This window comes from Acinetobacter sp. N1-1, from assembly GCF_056711485.1.
Genome location: NZ_JBWXUO010000012.1, coordinates 1,473,723 through 1,491,139 on the forward strand (window position 1 = coordinate 1,473,723; position 17,417 = coordinate 1,491,139).

18 protein-coding genes are annotated in these 17,417 nt (G+C 33.9%); 5 read left to right on the forward strand and 13 right to left on the reverse strand.

Annotated features, from left to right (window positions below; all coding sequences use genetic code 11):
- Positions 1-2: 2 nt before the first annotated feature.
- The 4 genes from AC1MPL_RS07345 to AC1MPL_RS07360 all read right to left on the reverse strand — a co-directional run bounded on the left by AC1MPL_RS07345 (position 3) and on the right by AC1MPL_RS07360 (position 3,590).
- Positions 3-1,082 carry an extracellular solute-binding protein gene (locus AC1MPL_RS07345; protein ID WP_479765132.1) on the reverse strand — a complete coding sequence of 360 codons (1,080 nt, stop codon included), beginning with the start codon at positions 1,080-1,082 and terminating at the stop codon, positions 3-5.
- Between the two features lie 10 nt (positions 1,083-1,092).
- On the reverse strand, positions 1,093-2,109 hold the full coding sequence (locus AC1MPL_RS07350; protein ID WP_479765133.1) for an ABC transporter ATP-binding protein: 1,017 nt from the start codon (positions 2,107-2,109) through the stop codon (positions 1,093-1,095).
- Positions 2,106-2,885, reverse strand: coding sequence for an ABC transporter permease (locus AC1MPL_RS07355; RefSeq protein ID WP_479765134.1), 780 nt, complete (start codon positions 2,883-2,885; stop codon positions 2,106-2,108). The genes AC1MPL_RS07350 and AC1MPL_RS07355 overlap by 4 nt, the downstream gene beginning before the upstream one ends.
- Positions 2,886-2,957: 72 nt before the next feature.
- Positions 2,958-3,590 (reverse strand): TIGR00725 family protein, encoded by a 633-nt coding sequence (locus AC1MPL_RS07360; RefSeq protein ID WP_479765135.1) that lies wholly within the window; start codon positions 3,588-3,590, stop codon positions 2,958-2,960.
- 89 nt (positions 3,591-3,679) lie between these two features.
- Here AC1MPL_RS07360 and AC1MPL_RS07365 point away from each other — a divergent pair, with 89 nt between their 5' ends.
- Positions 3,680-4,447 (forward strand): DeoR/GlpR family DNA-binding transcription regulator, encoded by a 768-nt coding sequence (locus AC1MPL_RS07365; RefSeq protein ID WP_479765136.1) that lies wholly within the window; start codon positions 3,680-3,682, stop codon positions 4,445-4,447.
- Positions 4,448-4,494: 47 nt separating this feature from the next.
- Here AC1MPL_RS07365 and AC1MPL_RS07370 read toward each other — a convergent pair whose 3' ends face one another.
- The 4 genes from AC1MPL_RS07370 to AC1MPL_RS07385 form a co-directional block, all read right to left on the reverse strand.
- Entirely contained in the window at positions 4,495-5,469 is a 975-nt protein-coding gene (locus AC1MPL_RS07370) for a CsgG/HfaB family protein (protein ID WP_479765137.1), read from the reverse strand.
- Between the two features lie 63 nt (positions 5,470-5,532).
- Positions 5,533-6,132 carry a penicillin-binding protein activator LpoB gene (gene lpoB, locus AC1MPL_RS07375; RefSeq protein WP_479765138.1) on the reverse strand — a complete coding sequence of 200 codons (600 nt, stop codon included), beginning with the start codon at positions 6,130-6,132 and terminating at the stop codon, positions 5,533-5,535.
- A gap of 12 nt (positions 6,133-6,144) precedes the next feature.
- Positions 6,145-6,543, reverse strand: a complete 399-nt coding sequence (locus tag AC1MPL_RS07380; RefSeq protein ID WP_237411547.1) for a DUF1425 domain-containing protein — start codon at positions 6,541-6,543, stop codon at positions 6,145-6,147.
- Positions 6,544-6,565: 22 nt separating this feature from the next.
- Positions 6,566-7,975 carry a COG3014 family protein gene (locus AC1MPL_RS07385; RefSeq protein ID WP_479765139.1) on the reverse strand — a complete coding sequence of 470 codons (1,410 nt, stop codon included), beginning with the start codon at positions 7,973-7,975 and terminating at the stop codon, positions 6,566-6,568.
- A gap of 482 nt (positions 7,976-8,457) precedes the next feature.
- Between AC1MPL_RS07385 and AC1MPL_RS07390 the strand changes: the two genes are divergently transcribed.
- The 4 genes from AC1MPL_RS07390 to AC1MPL_RS07405 all read left to right on the forward strand — a co-directional run bounded on the left by AC1MPL_RS07390 (position 8,458) and on the right by AC1MPL_RS07405 (position 12,347).
- Positions 8,458-9,492: an isopenicillin N synthase family dioxygenase gene (locus AC1MPL_RS07390; protein WP_479765140.1), complete on the forward strand. Its 1,035-nt coding sequence runs from the start codon at positions 8,458-8,460 to the stop codon at positions 9,490-9,492.
- A gap of 13 nt (positions 9,493-9,505) precedes the next feature.
- Complete coding sequence (locus tag AC1MPL_RS07395) at positions 9,506-10,366, forward strand: MetQ/NlpA family ABC transporter substrate-binding protein (RefSeq protein WP_479765141.1); 861 nt, start codon at positions 9,506-9,508, stop codon at positions 10,364-10,366.
- Between the two features lie 464 nt (positions 10,367-10,830).
- Entirely contained in the window at positions 10,831-11,103 is a 273-nt protein-coding gene (locus AC1MPL_RS07400) for a hypothetical protein (RefSeq protein WP_479765142.1), read from the forward strand.
- A gap of 203 nt (positions 11,104-11,306) precedes the next feature.
- Complete coding sequence (locus tag AC1MPL_RS07405) at positions 11,307-12,347, forward strand: type II asparaginase (RefSeq protein ID WP_479765143.1); 1,041 nt, start codon at positions 11,307-11,309, stop codon at positions 12,345-12,347.
- Between the two features lie 47 nt (positions 12,348-12,394).
- Here AC1MPL_RS07405 and AC1MPL_RS07410 read toward each other — a convergent pair whose 3' ends face one another.
- The 5 genes from AC1MPL_RS07410 to AC1MPL_RS07430 all read right to left on the reverse strand — a co-directional run bounded on the left by AC1MPL_RS07410 (position 12,395) and on the right by AC1MPL_RS07430 (position 17,377).
- Positions 12,395-13,318 (reverse strand): CysB family HTH-type transcriptional regulator, encoded by a 924-nt coding sequence (locus AC1MPL_RS07410; RefSeq protein WP_479765144.1) that lies wholly within the window; start codon positions 13,316-13,318, stop codon positions 12,395-12,397.
- Positions 13,319-14,228: 910 nt separating this feature from the next.
- Positions 14,229-14,864 (reverse strand): alpha/beta hydrolase, encoded by a 636-nt coding sequence (locus tag AC1MPL_RS07415; RefSeq protein ID WP_479765145.1) that lies wholly within the window; start codon positions 14,862-14,864, stop codon positions 14,229-14,231.
- 104 nt (positions 14,865-14,968) lie between these two features.
- Complete coding sequence (locus AC1MPL_RS07420; RefSeq protein WP_479765146.1) at positions 14,969-15,502, reverse strand: hypothetical protein; 534 nt, start codon at positions 15,500-15,502, stop codon at positions 14,969-14,971.
- A 176-nt stretch (positions 15,503-15,678) separates the two neighbouring features.
- A complete protein-coding gene (locus tag AC1MPL_RS07425; RefSeq protein WP_479765147.1) occupies positions 15,679-16,659 on the reverse strand; it encodes a bile acid:sodium symporter family protein in 981 nt (326 codons plus the stop codon).
- A 169-nt stretch (positions 16,660-16,828) separates the two neighbouring features.
- Positions 16,829-17,377, reverse strand: a complete 549-nt coding sequence (locus tag AC1MPL_RS07430) for a lytic transglycosylase domain-containing protein (RefSeq protein WP_479765148.1) — start codon at positions 17,375-17,377, stop codon at positions 16,829-16,831.
- Between the last annotated feature and the right edge of the window lie 40 nt (positions 17,378-17,417).

The following is a 17,417-nucleotide window of genomic DNA, read 5'->3' on the forward strand; positions in this document are numbered from 1 at the left end:
GGTTATTTTGAAAGAACAGCAGAAGCCCAGCGCTTATCTAACTCTGGCTTAATTTCAGCCGCAGCTTTTAAATCTAATGGCTTAATTTGTGGGGCAGTTACAAGCTTGTTTTTTACACTTTCAGGTAAAGGTGTATTTGCAACAACTGGGCGTACAAAGCCTTCAGCAAAAAGTGCCTGTCCTTTTGGAGACATAACATAATTTGCCCATAGTTTTGCAGCTTCAGGATTCGGACCATTTTTCACAAGTGACATTGCGTATGGCGCTGCAAGAGAAACTTCTTTAGGAATAACAACGGCAACATCATCACCCATGCCATCTTTAGTCATGGCTTTAAAACCATCATTTTCATAACCAATCCAAATAGGAATTTCACCCTTTAAGAACTGTGCATAAGGCGTTGTACCAACAACACGTAAGACGTTGCCTGATTTTTGTAATTTTCCAAAATATTCAGCGCCTGGGTTAATATTTTTCATACTTCCCCCTTGACTCATATTTGCCGCAAGAACCACAACTTGCCCTTGACCTGTTGTGCGAGGATCTTGATATACAATACTATTTTTATATTCTGGTTTTTGTAGGTCAGCCCATGACTGAGGAATATGCTTTACTAATTTTTTATTTACTAGAATAGCAACTGTGAGAGAGTGAACAGTAAACCACTGACCATTTGCATCTTTAAATACTGCTGGAATTTTGTCGAAGTTATTTGGTTTATAAGACGTTACTAACCCTTTATTCATTGCATCTATACCTGATGCACCAAAGTAATAGGCTGTATCTGCTTGTGGACGATGTTTTGACTTGTCTAAAGCCACGACTGTTGCAGCTGAACCTAAGTCATTATAAACAATGTCTACACCTGGGTAGCGCTGTTTAAAACCAGTAAATAAACTGTTCCAGTTTGCCCAAGTTGGTCCTGTATCAAAAGATACGACAAGACCTTCTTTTTGTGCTTTTTCATATTGCTGTTGCTCGTGAGGATAAAGCTCACCACCTTCTAGGGGGGCGGCAAAAACACTGACAGAAGACATAAATAGTGCACTGCTAAGCATTACTTTAAGTAATGTAGATTTCATCGTCTTATCCTTAAATAATATGTATAGACTGTGGTGGAACTGCAATATGATTGATTGTATTGCAAGGGAAAGGTGTATGAAGTTTGATAGAGTTTTGGCTTATTTCAGCGGTATATTCTGTAAAATTTCCAAGAAACTGGGAGTTCAATACCTTCGTTACTGAAAGCACATTTTTTTCTTCTGTATTTGGGTTGATTAGAAATTTTTCTGGTCGAATAAGAAGATCTACATGTTCATTTAATGTGCGTGTGGTGGGTGAAATCTCTAATGTACCAAGATCTGTTAGGACGGTAGTATTTGAAATTATTTTACCTTTAAGGATATTTGCTTTACCCACAAATTTGGCAACAGCGGTAGAGTTAGGATGGTGATAAATTTCTAAAGGTGAAGCACATTGCTGAATTTGACCATCTGACATTACAGCAACTTGGTCAGCCATAGTCATTGCTTCTTCTTGGTCATGCGTAATTAAGAAAGTTGTGATATTTAACTCTTTCTGAATGCGTTTTATTTCTGTACGCATTTCATCACGCAAAGAAGCATCTAATGCTGAAAGAGGTTCATCAAGCAGTAGCGCTGTAGGTTCAAAAATTAATGCTCTTGCTAAAGCCACACGTTGTCTTTGGCCACCTGAAAGTTGATGTGGATATTTATGTGACATTCCTCCTAAGCCTACAAGTTCAATCATAGTCTTAACTTTTGTCGGAATATTCTTAGCTCGGTTAATTTTTAGAGGATATGCAATATTTTGTTCGACTGTATAATGTGGGAAGAGTGCATAGTCTTGAAAAACAATCCCTAGTTTTCGATCTGCACAGGATAGATTTTCCTGATTTTTTTGATTGATCCAAATCTCTCCGTGATTAGGATATTCAAAACCTGCGAGCAATTTTAATAATGTGGTTTTTCCACATCCACTTTTTCCTAAAATTGCAACGAGGTCACCTGTATCTACCGATAAAGAAATATCTTTTACACCCGATTGACTATTAGGATAGGTAAAAGATACCGAACGAAATTCTATCATGATTCAAAACTCTTACGTTTATTCCAAGGTTGCCAAGCAGATAGCAAGGACATCGTGACTGCCATAAGTAATAAAATGACAGTAGCAGCACAAGCCAGACCCGTTGCGCCATAAAAGGCTTGTAATAACAACGTTGGGTAAGTTCTATTCATAAATCCAGCGATTAAATTACTAAGCTGAAATTCCCCTAATGAAATTGCAGCAACAGTAACTAATCCTGAAAAAATAGATTTAGATGCTAATGGTAAAAAGACTGTTCTAAAGCGTGTAAACTCATTTGCTCCAAAAGATTGGGCAACTTTATTTAAAGAAATAAGGGGTGAACGAGAGATATCTGAAGTCACGCTAAAGTAAAAGTAAGGAAAAGTAATAATCCAATGACCAATGATTAGTAGCCATGTAGAACCTAACCAAGGTGTACTTTCCTGACTGAAAAATAAAACAAAGCCAAATGCTAGAATAAGCTCTGGCACAGCGATAGGGAGTAAAGCTAATAAGCGCGTTACTTTTAAAGCTGATTTATTTTCACTGGTTTGTAACTGGTAAACTAACGGTGTAATAATTAAAAAATTGAGTATACATGCACTTAAACAGACAATAAGACTTGTTGATAGCGCACGTTTATAAACCACTGAATCCCAAATTTCTAAGTACCATTGCGTTGTAAAACCACTGGGTAGGAGTGTGTTTGTCCAGTTCTGACCAAATGACCCTAGAATAAGTAAGGCAATCGGTAAAAATAGATAGATCAAGTAAATGTAGGTTACTTTTTTCATGATCGAATTTGATTAAATTGATTGATATTGATCATAGTGATTTTCTATTACAAAAAAATGAAAGTTTTTTGATCATTCTTTTGCATTCAGCAAGATTGCTAAAACTTGCGATATAATTGCTGAAATATTATTAAGTACGATGACGCCGTCTACATAAGGTGCTGTATCTGTGACGATAACCGGCTTGTCGTAATGTAATCCGTATGCAATTTCACTGAGCGTACCAAGACCACCGCCAACTGCAATTAAGCTAAATGCTGAAAGTGCAATTAAAGAGTTCCTAGTCGGGCCCATATTTGTAGTAATTATTTGTTTTACATATTTATTTGCATCTTTCCAGTGGTCACTAGGAATAAGTCCAATACTTGTACCATCTTGCATATAAACACCTTTACATACAGCTTCCATAACACCATTTCGTCCACCGCAAATGACAGTTATACCAAGTTGAGCAAGGGATTCGCCAAGTTTTTCTGCAAATTTATATTCTTCAGGAGTTGCTTCTTTGGGGCCAATTACACCAATAGGTGGTATTTGGAAAGATGAAGGGTAGCTTTTAATTAGGTTTAGGATATCTTGATCATTTTGACAGCTTTGAATCTTCTGAGTAAGTGTGTTATCTATTTCTACAACACGTATTTGTGTTGAATGCTGATTGCGTAATATTTCATGACTTGTTGGGTTTACAGTAAATTTAAAGCACACAGTTATTTCACTCAAATAATTAAGATGTAATCATATAGATTTATAATTTTGATCATAAATGATCATTATGACAATTTAAGGAAATTATTGTGTCAAAGCTTAGGCATCAACAGTTGCTCGATTTAGTAAAAAATAATGGCTATACTTCTATTGAAACATTGGCTGAACAGTTGGGATATTCACAACCGACCATAAGAAGAGATATAAAAAAGTTATGTGATGATAATTTGCTACAGCGGTTTCATGGCGGTGTAAGTTTGTTACATGTTGATGATGTTAGGCTTGGTTATAAATTTAAGTCATCACATATGGTTCAAGAAAAAAAGTCTATTGCAGAGGCAGTTTTAGAAAAAATTAATCATGTGGAAAGTGTTTTTTTAGATACAGGAACGACATGTGATCAAGTCGCACATACTTTTGTTCATGCTTTACCAAAGCAAATACTTACCCACAATTTATCTGCAGCACTTATTTTAGCAAAGCAAGATCAGCATATGGTTGTTGTAATGGGAGGTGTGATTCGAGGTAATGATGGTGCTGTTACAGGTGATGAAACTTATAGACAAATTAAAGCTTATTTTGCCGATGTTGCTTTGATTGCAGCTTCAGGTATAGATGTGGCGGGTAGAGTTTTAGACTTTGATATTGAAAAAGTAGAAGTTAAGAAGTCGATGATGAAGGCATCAACAACAAAGTTTTTATTATTGAGCTCGGATAAGTTTAAGAAAACAGGTGTAAAAATAGTTGCACAAATTGCAGACTTTGATTATTTAGTTACAGATAAAGAGCCTAATGCGGAATATATGGATATGCTTGAGAAAAATAATGTTTGTCTCATTATTGCTAAATCTCATTGATCATAAAATAAAAAAGAGAGCTTAACGCTCTCTTTTTTTAATTCAGGTTACCATTGAACAGGCTTGTCACTAGAACCAGGAGTCATTGAATAGCCTGGAGAAGTATCTACAGGATTATTACCAGAAACGGTATCTTTCTTCGCTTTGAGTTTTAAACCAACTAATATGTCTTGGTAGACTTCTTGGGCAACTACATCGGCAGTTGTTTTTGTTTCTCCTGAAACGAGATTTTGTCCTGAGAATTGTGAAATTGTTTTATTTAAGTTTCCTGCTGCCACAACTTTACTGGTATTTGCCTCAATCACACGCCATGTCAAGCGTACCTGTTGTGCATTTTTATTGAGTCCATACATCTGGTGGCTATTTGTTGCTTCTCCAAGTTGTGTAATTTTACCAACGACTAAATAATCAACGCCAACTTTTTGACCAATACGTGCAAGCTCTTGTGGAGCACCATCCCAATTCAAAAAGTTATTTTCAGATTGCATTTCAGAAATGTATTGACGATCTAATACACTTAATTGACCAGACTGAGTAAGATATGTACCAACAAGATCGGCAAGTTCACTGCTGAAATCACTATCGTAGTCAGCTCCACTTGTTACGCGGAATGGTAAAATAGCTATACGCCTCATATTTTGATCTTGTACATTAGACTCAAATTTATTGATATAAGAGCGTACATGTGCGTGATAGTTACCTTGAGAGCCACTTAGACTAAGTACTTGATAACGATTTACAGCACCTGACCCTGTTGTATCTACACTAAATACAGGCGAAGTTGAGCTTTTATAGCTCCAATGGCTTTTGCTTACAGACATGGAAACAGTTTCTTGGTAGTCCACACGAGAAGCAACAGTTGTACCATTTACAGATTGAACTGCTGTGAGGAGAGCTTCAGCAATTGCTTGTTGTTGTGTAGGACCTGAACCAGTCGTTTCCTTTGCAACTTCTTTGAGAGATGCGAAAGCAGATGTGGTTAGCCCCAATAAAATAAATAAAGTAGATAAAAGTTTTTTCATAATTTATAAAGTATAAGAGAGAGGTCAAGATGGCTTTAAGAAACCATCTTGAAGATATAGAAATTAAAGACCGAAAGCTGGGCGTTTAGATGATTTGCGAATTTCTTTTTCGTTTGTCCATTCAACAATACCAGTTTGTAGGTTTTGAAGCTTTAAAGTAAATTTGTAATAAACATCACTTTTTCCACCAGCATTTTTAACAATGCTAGAGAGGTTGCCGTTTAGCATATATTCAGCACCAATTTGACCACCTGCACGTACAGACGTTGCTTGGTTTACCATGCCACTTTGTTTTTGGTATGCAATTTGTTCTGCCATTGCATTTGCAGCTGTCATATCTACAAAGCGGAATTTTCCAGAATTGATAAGTTTGCTTTGAATTGTATCTGTAATTGACTCTGTATCAATATGCTCTTGAGTTTTGTTTTTGATGCGATCAACAAACATAACAGGGCGGCGATTTTGAGTCATTTGTACGATAGGTGGGAAGCTCAACATATCGTCAACCATTTTGTTGGCAATCATTTGTAAATCAGTTGAACCAAAATCTTTGGTAAGTGTTTCAACGGATTGAGCATCTCCATAACTTACATTTCCAGTTGTTGCACAACCGCCTAAAAGTGCTGTTCCAATAACAATTCCAGCAAAAGCTTTTAATTTCATTTTAAATCTCACTTATTTCTTTAAATAAATTACTGTGTCTACAGCTGATGGATTTGGTGCAAGAGATTGAACACTTTTAATCTCACGACCAGTTAAGTCAATGGGTTTCCAAATAGATCCTTCAGGATTAACTTCAATACCTTGAGCATCTACCCAAACAATTTTGTAGAAAAAATGTTTGTCGTTGAATCGCTGATTTTTAATTGCAATAGCAACCTTTTTAAGGTTTCCAACATCTACAGTATTAATGCGATCTATTCCAATTTCTGTTAATAGCACAGGATTATTGGTTTTTGTTTGAATAGACATCGAACCATTACTCTGTGTTTGAGTAGATAGCGAGTTCGGTGCTGTACATGCGGTTAACCCAAAAACGAATAGGCTAGGAATGAGTACTTTTAGTAGTTTCATAGTTTAAGTTGCCATTTAAATATTAAGGTTTTACAAGGTTACTACTTGAAATTGAAATTTTATTATTTACATCATAAGCATAGACAAAAATAGGCTGATTCATTCCTGCTTGTACAGTAAGGGGAATGCTTGCAGAATTATCGAAGCGGTCAAGTTGTAAACTATATGTACCAGGTGCTAAGTTTAAACGAGCAACTTGCGTGTTACTTGGAAGCGTTGACCAAGAGCGCAAGTCTGCATGCTCTGTAGACGCATTGAGTAAATTACCTGCAATTTGACCTAAAGTTCCAAGTTGTTGGCCAAGCTGTTGTTGTGCAATATATTTTGTTGTTGCTCTAGCAACCTGACTTGATACAGTAGATAAGGTATGTTCTTTAAGTTGTTTAACAGCCAATGCACCAATATCACTCATCACATAACTATTTTGTACTTTGTGGTTGTTTAGCGAGATACTTATGGTTTGAGGTGTTTGGTATGTTTTAGGCTCATATGTTGCATATGCAATATTAATCAGACCATTTGGTACAGGAACTGTGAGTTTGTGTTCAATTTTTTGTGGAACAAGTCCTTGTTCAATAAAAATAACAACAGGTGTGGTTGCAGATGTCTTTTGTAAATTAAGTTGATCTACACGCTTAATATCTTGAGCAATTTGCTCATCAGGTTGAAGCTCATATGCTTTTTTATAATCTACAAGTGCATCATTAAATTCGCCAAGAGCTTCCCATACATTTGCAGCCATATAAAATGCATAACTATTTTGATATGTATTTTTAATTTTTCCTGCAATTGTATCAAGTCCTGAAAGTGCATCATTCAGTTGAGATGGTGCCTTAGCATCTTCTATATCATCATCTTCACTTTTGGTATTGTTAGAAGACATTTTTGATTTCATTTTTTCTTCTTTTCGTGCAAGCTCTTTCTCATGATCAAGCTCTATTTCACGCTGTATTTGTTGCGCAATACGCATTTCAACACCAGCATTTTCTATATCTTTGAGAAAAATATAATTTTTTGCTTGTGAGATATGAGCAAGTACTTGTTCATAAGGTGGTACAAGGTAGGGAACAACAGAGTCATTGCTCATCATAGAAAGTGCTTTAAATCCTACACGAGAAACACTAAATTTTGCCCGATTATTTTGTTTTTCAATAAGTTCAAAAGCTTTTTTATATGTATCCAAACTTTCTTGATATTGTTGATTTACTTGGTAAATACGCGCTCTTTCTAAAATATATAAAACAGCATCTTTTCCACTGTCTTTATCTTTCAATTTATCAGGTAATTGGTTTACATCATTTTCATTTAGAACACTACGAAAACTATTACTATCATCTGTATATGTTTTAAATGTACTTGCATGTAAATGGTTTGTTAAGAAGATTGTAAGTAAAATACTACTTGTAAATTTAATGTATTTAGAAAAAACCATCTGATTCAACTTGTTATACTTTAGCTGTGTGCTAATTCTAATGAGATAATATATTTTTTCAAGTGTTAATTTATGTAAATTAATGAAATTTAATATTTAGTCTTTTATATCGTATTTATTTTAAATGAAATATTTTGAAATTTATTAAAATGAAAAACTAGATAATATTTTTTTTATAGAATTTTGTTTTTTATATAATGGAAGTGTTTTTTAATGAGTTTTTGGTTGTTGTTTTTACTATTTTTGTGATGCCTGACTCAGTAATTGTAATAATTTAAAATATATTTCTATATTTTTCATTGATTTATAATTTTTTAAATTGCTCTATATTCTTTATAAAAAAATATATGGGTTAATATTTTTTAAAGAACTGTATTAAATTAAATATATTAAATTTATAAGCAATTTCATTTTTATTATTTTTGAAAAATAGAAACCAACTGTAATCTTATTTATTGTATAAATATGCGAGATAAAAAATAATGAGTACAATATATGAATTTGATTCCAATAAGCTACCTATCTTAGATATTAGTCAATTCCATGAATTAGATAAAAGACAAGATTTTTTAAGTAAATTACAGTATTTAGCACGTAATTATGGTTTTTTTTACTTAGTAGGTCATGGATTAAATTTAAGTAGAATCAATGAAATTAAAAAATATACACATCAATTTTTTAAATTAGATCAAAAAGAAAAAGATGAGATTTCCATTGAAAATTCTCCGCATTTTCGAGGTTATACAAAAATAAATGGTGAAAATACACAAAATATTCCAGATGAAAGAGAGCAAATAGATATTGGACCAGAATGCCAAGCAATTCAGTTGAGAAAGGGGCAACCTATATGGATAAGATTGCAAGGGCCGAATCAATGGCCAAATCAGTGGCCTGAGTTTAAAGAGGTTGTTGAGAATTGGTTGAAAGATTCTAGAAAAATTTCTATTGATTTACTACATGCTTTTATGTTGGCACTTGGTTTAAAAGAGAATGTTTTAGATGAGTTTATTGCTCATAGTCCAAATGAGTCTCTTAAACTCATTCATTATCCAAAGGTTAATATTCAAAAAAGTGCACAAGGTGTTGGAGCACATAAGGATACAAACCTTCTTACTCTATTACTACAAGATGAAGTTGGTGGTCTTCAGGTACTTATTCATGATAAATGGATAGATGTTCCACATATTGAGGGTGCGCTTATCGTAAATGTCGGTGAAACTCTAGAGTTAGCAACAAATGGATATTTAGTTGCAAATACACATAGAGTAGTGTCACCAAGGTATAAAGATCGTTATTCAATTGCTTATTTTATTTCACCAAATATTTTTTCAGGTGATGTTCCTATCTTGAATTTACCGGCACATTTGAAGGCACTTGCCAAAGGGCCGACTAGTGATCCTAATAATCCATTACTTCGTAATGTAGCAGAAAACAATATGAAAAGCCGTTTTAGGTCTCATTTGGGAGTGACTAAAAAATTCTATCCTGAAATTTATAATCAACTAAATAGAAAATAAATTGGTGAATCATATGAAAAATAATAAGTGGATATTACTCGCCATTATTTCAGTATTTTTTGTGGTAAGTTGCTCTAGTTATTTTAAGAAAAATACTACGGTGTTTGAGGAGAAAGGTCAGGTAATTACTTTGGGGACTACAGGTTCAGATGCACAGATTTGGAAGTATATTGCTCAATCTGATGAGGCTAAACATTTAGGCTTGAATATTAAAGTTAAAGAAATTAATGATGGTGTTGCATTGAATAGAGCGACTTTAGATAATGAAATTGATGTAAATGCATTTCAGTCTTGGGGGTATTTAAAAGCATTTAATCAACTTAATCATAATCAGCTTGTAGCTATTGCAACAACTTATTTGGAGCCAATGGGTTTATATTCGAAAAAATATAATAGTTTGAAAAGTTTACCTGAAAAAGCTGTTGTTGCTATTCCCAATGATGCCGCAAATACAGCACGTGCTCTTAGATTATTGGAGCAAGCAAAATTGATTAAGCTTTCGGACAATTTTAACTCTATTACAGGAGATATTGAAAGTATTACAAGTAATCCTAAGCATCTGGTAATTAAGCTTGTAGAAGGGTCAACGATTCCACGTGTACTAGGGGATGTAGATCTTGCTGCTATAGGGAATACGGTAGCTTTAGACGGTGGCTTAAATGTATTGACACAATCTCTAGTTCATGAAAATGTAAGTGATAATACAGCACAAAATATCAATGTCTTGGTAGTAAATAGGTCACGTTTAAATGATAAAACATTTAAAAAGTTAGGTGTTTTATACCATCAACTGTTTGTAGAACAATATATTCAAAAGAATTTTGCGGGTACAAAAGTAGATATAAATAAACCTATCAGTGATTTACCTAATTAAATCTAAATTATTGTTGGTAGAGGTAAGGAGAAACCATGGGTCATTTATTCGTTACTAGTAGGACAGAAAAAGTTGCAAAAAAGCTGATAGAAAAATTAAACAAGAGTAATATTACGGTAGAAATGAATCACAATAAGCCGATTTAAAAGTTCTAGGGTAACTCATATACATACTGATATTACGCAAATAATAATAGATGATTTGGCGCGGTTTCTATTATATTTTCTGCATATGCAGGCAGTAAGGGGGGCAAGAAGCAGCTACTCTTGTTGATGGTAATGCTTGCTGCTTTTGTCAATCCTCTAATTTAAAATACAAAATATGAGAGCTAACACAAGGCAATGACTATATTTTTTAAACTTCATTTAAAAAATATAGTACTTACTTGAAATAAAAACCAGATTGCCTTTATCCCTGTGGGTGCAAGAGCAGCACTTACTCCCAAAAACTCTGCGAATGTATGAGTGAAATATAAATTGAATGATCATTGGTACGCAGCATTAGGTGGTAAAGCACAAACCTACCAGTATGCAGCGCCAGATAATGCACTCAGATTACCTGGTTATGCAATTATGAATGCAGCAGTTGGTTATACAAGTGAGCGTTATGATGCGAGTGTAAACTTAAATAATGTATTTGATCGACATTATTATATTTCTGCCCATGGTCTATCGAGTACAGGAGCGCTCATTGGTGATCCAGTCAATGCTCAGTTTACTTTAAGATATCGTTTCTAATAGGAAAGATATTTTAAAAAGCGATTAGATTGGTTTCTAGTCGCTTTTTTATTAGAGATATCACTGTATTAGACTTAGGTATAAGACAGATTTCTTTGTATATTCAATTTTAAAACATTAGTATCTATGAATATGACAAATATATGACGTTTGTTAGACGCGTAATGTATGCAGATTATTTAACCTTGTTTTAAGGATTTAGAATGAAATTAAAAGCTTTCCTTGTTACAGCACTACTTGTGGTGAGTGGTACTACATTTGCAGATAAGTTGCCGAATATTGTTATTTTAGCAACAGGTGGAACGATTGCAGGTTCAGCAGCAAGTAATACTCAAACAACGGGTTATAAACCAGGTGCAATTGGTGTTCAGAATTTAATTAATGCTGTGCCTGAGGTCAATAAAATTGCACACGTAACAGGTGAGCAAGTTACAAATATTGGTAGTGAAAATATGACAAGTGATGTCATATTAAAGTTATCTAAGCGTGTAAATGAGCTATTGGCACAAAAAGATGTTGATGGTGTTGTAATTACACATGGTACAGATACTTTAGATGAAACGCCGTACTTCTTAAACTTAACAGTAAAAAGTGATAAGCCTGTTATATTTACGGCGGCGATGCGACCTGCAACTGCAATTAGTGCAGATGGACCAATGAACTTATTAGAAGCGGTTACAGTTGCTTCTGACCAGCAGTCTAAAGGTCGAGGTGTTCTTGTTGTGCTTAATGATAAAATTGGTGCAGCACGTTTTATGACAAAAACAAATGCCAATTCACTTGATACATTTAAAGCACCTGAAGAAGGCTATTTAGGTACGATTATTGATGGTCATATCGAATATAATAACCGTGTAGAGAAAAAACATACGACACAATCTGTATTTGATGTACGTAATCTTGATGCTTTACCATCTGTTGTAATTATTTATGGTTATCAAGATGATCCTGAATATATGTATGATGCTGCGATTGAGCATCATGTAAAAGGAATTGTATATGCGGGAACTGGTGCAGGATCTGTCTCTGTACGTAGTGATGCGGGTATTAAGAAAGCAGAAAAAGCAGGAATTGTTGTTGTAAGATCATCACGTACAGGTGGCGGTAGTGTACCTGTAGATAGCTCTGAACCGGGTTTAGTTTCTGGTACATTAAATCCTGCTAAATCACGTATATTACTGATGACAGCACTTACAAAAACCAATGATCCTACACAGATTCAACAATACTTTAATCAATATTAAACATATTATGTGATAAAAAAGCCCAAAATGATTTGGGCTTTTTTATTTTACTCTTCAGGGTATGCAGCTTTTTTAAGTTCAATAATATTTGCATCAGGTGAGCATAGAGAGATGAACTCGTACCCATAACCTCGAAGTAAGTGACCTTTACGTACGGCAATCCATGTTGTATTTATATCGAATAATGATGTTTTAACCTGTGAGAGGTGTATATCGCGTTTGTTATCGTAGGCAATGCTATTTATGATACCAATACCCATACCTAGCTCAACATAAGTTTTAATAACATCTGTATCTAAAGCTGACATTACGATATCTGCATCAATTCCTGCATCTTTAAAAGCCTGATCTATTTTGGATCGGCCTGTGAATCCTTCGTGGTAAGTAACAATTGGATATTTGGCTAATTCTTCTAATGTTATTTTATCTACTTGAGTTAATGGATGGTCAGGTTGAGTAATTATGCTGTGTTGCCATGTATAGTATGGAAGACCTGCAAGGTTTTCTTCAGCCGTTAAAGATTCTGTCGCAATTCCAATATCTGCTTGTCCTTGCAGGAGCATCTCTACAATTTCAGCAGGACTTGCTTGCTGTAAAACCAGATGTACTTTTGGAAATTGTTTTTTAAATAAATTTACAATAGGCGGGAGTACGTATCGTGCTTGAGTATGCGTCGTTGCTATTGTGAGTGTTCCTTCGTCAATTTTATTAAATTCATCGGCAAGACGTTTAATGTTATCTGCATCAATAAGCATACGCTCAACCACACTTAGCAACGCTTGACCAGGTTCAGTAAGCCCCAATAGTCTTTTACCTTTACGAATAAATAGTTGTACACCAAGCTCGTCTTCTAAGTCTTTAATATGTTTACTTACACCTGACTGTGATGTAAATAATGCTGCAGATGCTTCTGTCAAATTGAAATTCTGACGTACAGTTTCTCTAATGATACGTAGTTGTTGGAAGTTCATTATTTTTTTACTCTCACTCACTTTAAGCAAATATTTGGGGTGTCTCAAAAAATATGTAAATGTTCAGCAAATATCCAGACGTAAAGACGAAAAATTTCTTTTATTGGAATACATTATAGATGTCGAATTCATGCGGTCTAGTAAAAGCAATAAAATAGCTTTTTTACGTATACAATAGTAAAGATAATTGATCTTAACCAAGGCTTCACTCCATTCTGTTTAGTCTCTTCAAATTTATTTACTTGATCTATAAGATCAAGAATAAATGGGGTAAATTTTCATAAGGTTATATATTGAGGCGATTTGCTTAATATTTCATTTAATCATTACAATAATCTCAGTAGTGACTTCAAACACTTCTTATTAGTGTAGTCATGTGCTATAAAAATGGAAGTAATATGTGATTTATCATGTAAATTGGTTAACCATTTAATAAGATCGTTTCTAACTTTTACATCTAATTTATCAAATAGTTTTATTATAAATAATGGAATAGAAATAAATTGGCTCTGGTTGCTAGCAAAATGAGCTAGAAAATCGAGTTGTATGAACTTATGAATATGTTTAAAAGTTTTTATATCTAATGAAGATGTTACTTTGGAATGAACTTTTAAATCGATAGCAATTTTACTAATAAAGACCATGTATTTTTAAAGCCTATGTTTCTCTGATATGAATTTTTTACATTATTGGCTTATAAAACTATTTAGCCTAAATGCATTCGTTTAAAGTATTGTTTTTCCGTAACTTCTAGCGCATAAGAATCACTAAAATTTCAGCTTAAGTAATTAGTGCTATGCCTTGAAAAAATATAAATCATTTTATGTATTTATCCATCTAGTGTCAGTAAAGTATAAAATTTTTCTTAACCAAGACGCGGTTTGGTTATTACGTATAAAATTATAAGATTTCATAAACCTGATTGTGCTACATATTGGCGTTGAGTATTTTTTAATAAAGATGATGTGTATCCAAATACTCGTTCTTTAGAATTGAGTAAAAGATGAGGCATAAGCTCAGGAAAAGCTCCAAAACCAGAGTCAACATTAATATGTCCAACTTGACCTAAATTCACTGTTGGAGCATGCCAACGTGCTGCAAAATATATTGCATCAGCATAATTTAGCCAAGGATCATTTTCGCTGATAAACATTTTTGTTGGTACAGATAGTTTGAGTTCTTTAAAGGTTTCGAAGTAGCTGTTTGCACTATTTTGACTAAAACCTGCTTCACTAAAACGAGCAGGATTTGCAGGTGCAACAAGAATAAGATTTTTTACACGTGAAGCAATTTCTGGGTATTTACTTAGTGCTGCAATACTCGTCAAGCACCCAAAACTATGTGCAATAATTTGTAATGAAGCTTTATTGTCTAAGGTGTTAATGGTTTTAAACCATTGTTCAATCCAATTGTTCAAAATAGGTTGTTGCCAATCTTGCTGTACACGTGTGCAATTTGTTAAACGTTGTTCAAGCAATGACTGCCAATGATGCTCATTGCTACCACCAACACCAGGGACAATAATATTATGTATTGTTGTGTTCATTTTAAGTTTCTCCTATGATTTAGAGCGTTGTTGGTCTATTTTAATAATCTGATTACAATGAAGTTTTTGAAATTTAGATAAACTATCCAACTCTTGATAAAGAGTTATGGAGTGAAGAGGTTTTTAGGTGAGTGACAGTTAGTTTGCTCAATATTCTTAGCTATAACAGCAACAGATGGATTTGCAAAAATTGAACTCTTAAATTTATTTGGTTGTTTGTAAGCCTCATGTTGCCATGTAATAAATATATCACTCATACCATGCTCTACGAATGTTACGGTTGCTCCACATGTATCTAAGCTGAATAATTTGGTATATGCACGACTAATTTTTTTTAGATTGTCCTTAATAATTAAAAGAATATTGATTGAACGATGTTGATACTGCTGCCAATTAAGAGAACCTTTTGTTTTTGTAGATGTATTGATTTCATCAATTACGGCGCGTACCTTCTTTCCTGAGCCACCATAAATTTCAGTTTTTTGCTTCCAATAATCGCCGTAGGATCTATTTATATCGCTATTAGTTTCACTTGTTGGTACATAAGAAATACTTGAGAAAGTATTCTCTTTAAAATGGAATGATGGAGTCTTATGTATTTTTGTGAAAAGCCCAGCTTTAATTTGATTTAATGGCATTTTGCTTTCCTAGGTGATATTAGATCTAATGCTAAAAAGAAGAATACCGCCGATAAGTAAGCATAAAAAATAATAAAAAATAATTTTGATATGAATAAAATAGATAAGGGTTTTACGTGTATTGCATGATGTTTGAGAAAGTTTTATGTTTACTCAAACATCACTGTATGTATTAGCTAAGAATTATCCCTTTTTTTTGCAAAATGATTTGCCAAAATTCCACATGTAATAAGCTGAATTTGATGAAATAGCATGAGTGGTAGTAAAATAAGACCAAAGGGCTGACCTGCAAATAAGATTTTTGCCATAGGTACGCCACTAGCAAGAGTTTTTTTTGAGCCGCAAAATAAGATTGTAATTTGATCGGCTTCATTAAAGCCAAATTTCTTACTGCCGAAACGAATAAGTAGCATTACAATAGCAAGTAAGCCTGAACATGTAAGCACTAAATAGATAAGTGTCATGATTGAAACTTGATGCCAAATACCCTCATTTACTGCAGCACTGAATGCAGAGTAAACAACCATTAAGATTGATCCTTGATCTACCATTTTTACACTAGATTTATATTTAGTGAGGAAGGGGATCATTTTTGTACGAAAGAGTTGACCAAGAATAAAAGGAACAAATAGTAATAAAATGATATTTAATGCAGACCCTAAATTAGAGCTATGCTGACCTGTTGTAGTATTTTGGGTGATAAAAATGCCAACTAGAAATGGTGTAATAAACATACCTAATATATTAGAGGCAGAAGCACTACATAATGCGGCAGGGACATTTCCTTTTGCAATAGATGTAAAAGCGATAGATGACTGTACTGTAGATGGTAGTAAGCATAAATATAAAATGCCTAAATAAAGTTGTTGTCCGAGTAGTGGCTCAATTATTGGTTTTAGGATAAAGCCAATAATTGGAAATAAAACAAAAGTCGCTGCAAAAATGATAAGGTGTAACCGCCAATGGGTAAAGCCTTCAATCACTGCCTCTCGTGAAAGTTTTGCACCGTGAAGAAAGAAGAGAAGTGCAATTGCTAGATCTGTTAGATGACTGAAAAACTGAGCAGCTTGTCCATGAATAGGAAAAAATGTTGCAAGAAGAAGCATACCTACAATCATTAAGCTGAAATTATCAGGTAGAAATTTTGGTCGAGCCATGGAGTGTTTGTATTCCTTTATTCGGGTTTAATGCAAGATTTGCCATCAATCATATTCCGATTTTAAGGATATGTATTAAAAATATATTAATCTTTGTCAGAAATACGCCATCATGTCTTGAGCATACGTTTGCTCAATTCTAAAAAATAAGCCAATTATAAATTTTATATTAAAGTGCTTTTTTAAGAATTTTCTTATAATTCCTTACAGATCTTGCGTATTTTTTTCCTTTGTGGCGTGTCCAAAAGCTAGATTTATAACCTGCTGGACCCACATTATAATATGCAGAAGCTTTAAACCAACTACCTGAGATATCATGATAGTTTGCTAAAATATATGCATTACATTGAATATTAGTATAGTCATTTGTTAAATCGCCTGGACACCTTGAAGCCCAATAACTTGGAATAATTTGAGTTAATCCTACTGCACCACCACCAGATCTTAGCCCTGTACGGTAACCTGATTCTTGTTTAATAGTTGCTGCTATCAGTTCAGGTGGAACATTATATCTATCTGCACTTTGTATAATAATTGGAGATAAACGGTCTGCTTTATATGCAGGAACGTAGTATGCAGTTTGAATTGCTTGCGATAATCGAAAAGAGCGCGTTGCTATAGAACCACTATGTGGCCCTAGACTACTACAGCCACTAATAATACTAAAAATAGCAATAGTTAAATAACTACAAGTTTTATTTTTTTTGAGTATATTCATGCTTTTTATAGCGGCAATCTATAAGCCAAACATTTTGAAA

What these genes read in the sequence shown, in the direction of transcription:
- AC1MPL_RS07345 (WP_479765132.1), bottom strand. Translation starts at nt 1,082, where the DNA reads ATGAAATCTACATTACTTAAAGTAATGCTTAGCAGTGCACTATTTATG.
- AC1MPL_RS07350 (WP_479765133.1), bottom strand. Translation starts at nt 2,109, where the DNA reads ATGATAGAATTTCGTTCGGTATCTTTTACCTATCCTAATAGTCAATCG.
- AC1MPL_RS07355 (WP_479765134.1), bottom strand. Translation starts at nt 2,885, where the DNA reads ATGAAAAAAGTAACCTACATTTACTTGATCTATCTATTTTTACCGATT.
- AC1MPL_RS07370 (WP_479765137.1), bottom strand. Translation starts at nt 5,469, where the DNA reads ATGAAAAAACTTTTATCTACTTTATTTATTTTATTGGGGCTAACCACA.
- lpoB (WP_479765138.1), bottom strand. Translation starts at nt 6,132, where the DNA reads ATGAAATTAAAAGCTTTTGCTGGAATTGTTATTGGAACAGCACTTTTA.
- AC1MPL_RS07380 (WP_237411547.1), bottom strand. Translation starts at nt 6,543, where the DNA reads ATGAAACTACTAAAAGTACTCATTCCTAGCCTATTCGTTTTTGGGTTA.
- AC1MPL_RS07385 (WP_479765139.1), bottom strand. Translation starts at nt 7,975, where the DNA reads ATGGTTTTTTCTAAATACATTAAATTTACAAGTAGTATTTTACTTACA.
- AC1MPL_RS07390 (WP_479765140.1), top strand. Translation starts at nt 8,458, where the DNA reads ATGAGTACAATATATGAATTTGATTCCAATAAGCTACCTATCTTAGAT.
- AC1MPL_RS07395 (WP_479765141.1), top strand. Translation starts at nt 9,506, where the DNA reads ATGAAAAATAATAAGTGGATATTACTCGCCATTATTTCAGTATTTTTT.
- AC1MPL_RS07405 (WP_479765143.1), top strand. Translation starts at nt 11,307, where the DNA reads ATGAAATTAAAAGCTTTCCTTGTTACAGCACTACTTGTGGTGAGTGGT.
- AC1MPL_RS07410 (WP_479765144.1), bottom strand. Translation starts at nt 13,318, where the DNA reads ATGAACTTCCAACAACTACGTATCATTAGAGAAACTGTACGTCAGAAT.
- AC1MPL_RS07415 (WP_479765145.1), bottom strand. Translation starts at nt 14,864, where the DNA reads ATGAACACAACAATACATAATATTATTGTCCCTGGTGTTGGTGGTAGC.
- AC1MPL_RS07420 (WP_479765146.1), bottom strand. Translation starts at nt 15,502, where the DNA reads ATGCCATTAAATCAAATTAAAGCTGGGCTTTTCACAAAAATACATAAG.
- AC1MPL_RS07425 (WP_479765147.1), bottom strand. Translation starts at nt 16,659, where the DNA reads ATGGCTCGACCAAAATTTCTACCTGATAATTTCAGCTTAATGATTGTA.
- AC1MPL_RS07430 (WP_479765148.1), bottom strand. Translation starts at nt 17,377, where the DNA reads ATGAATATACTCAAAAAAAATAAAACTTGTAGTTATTTAACTATTGCT.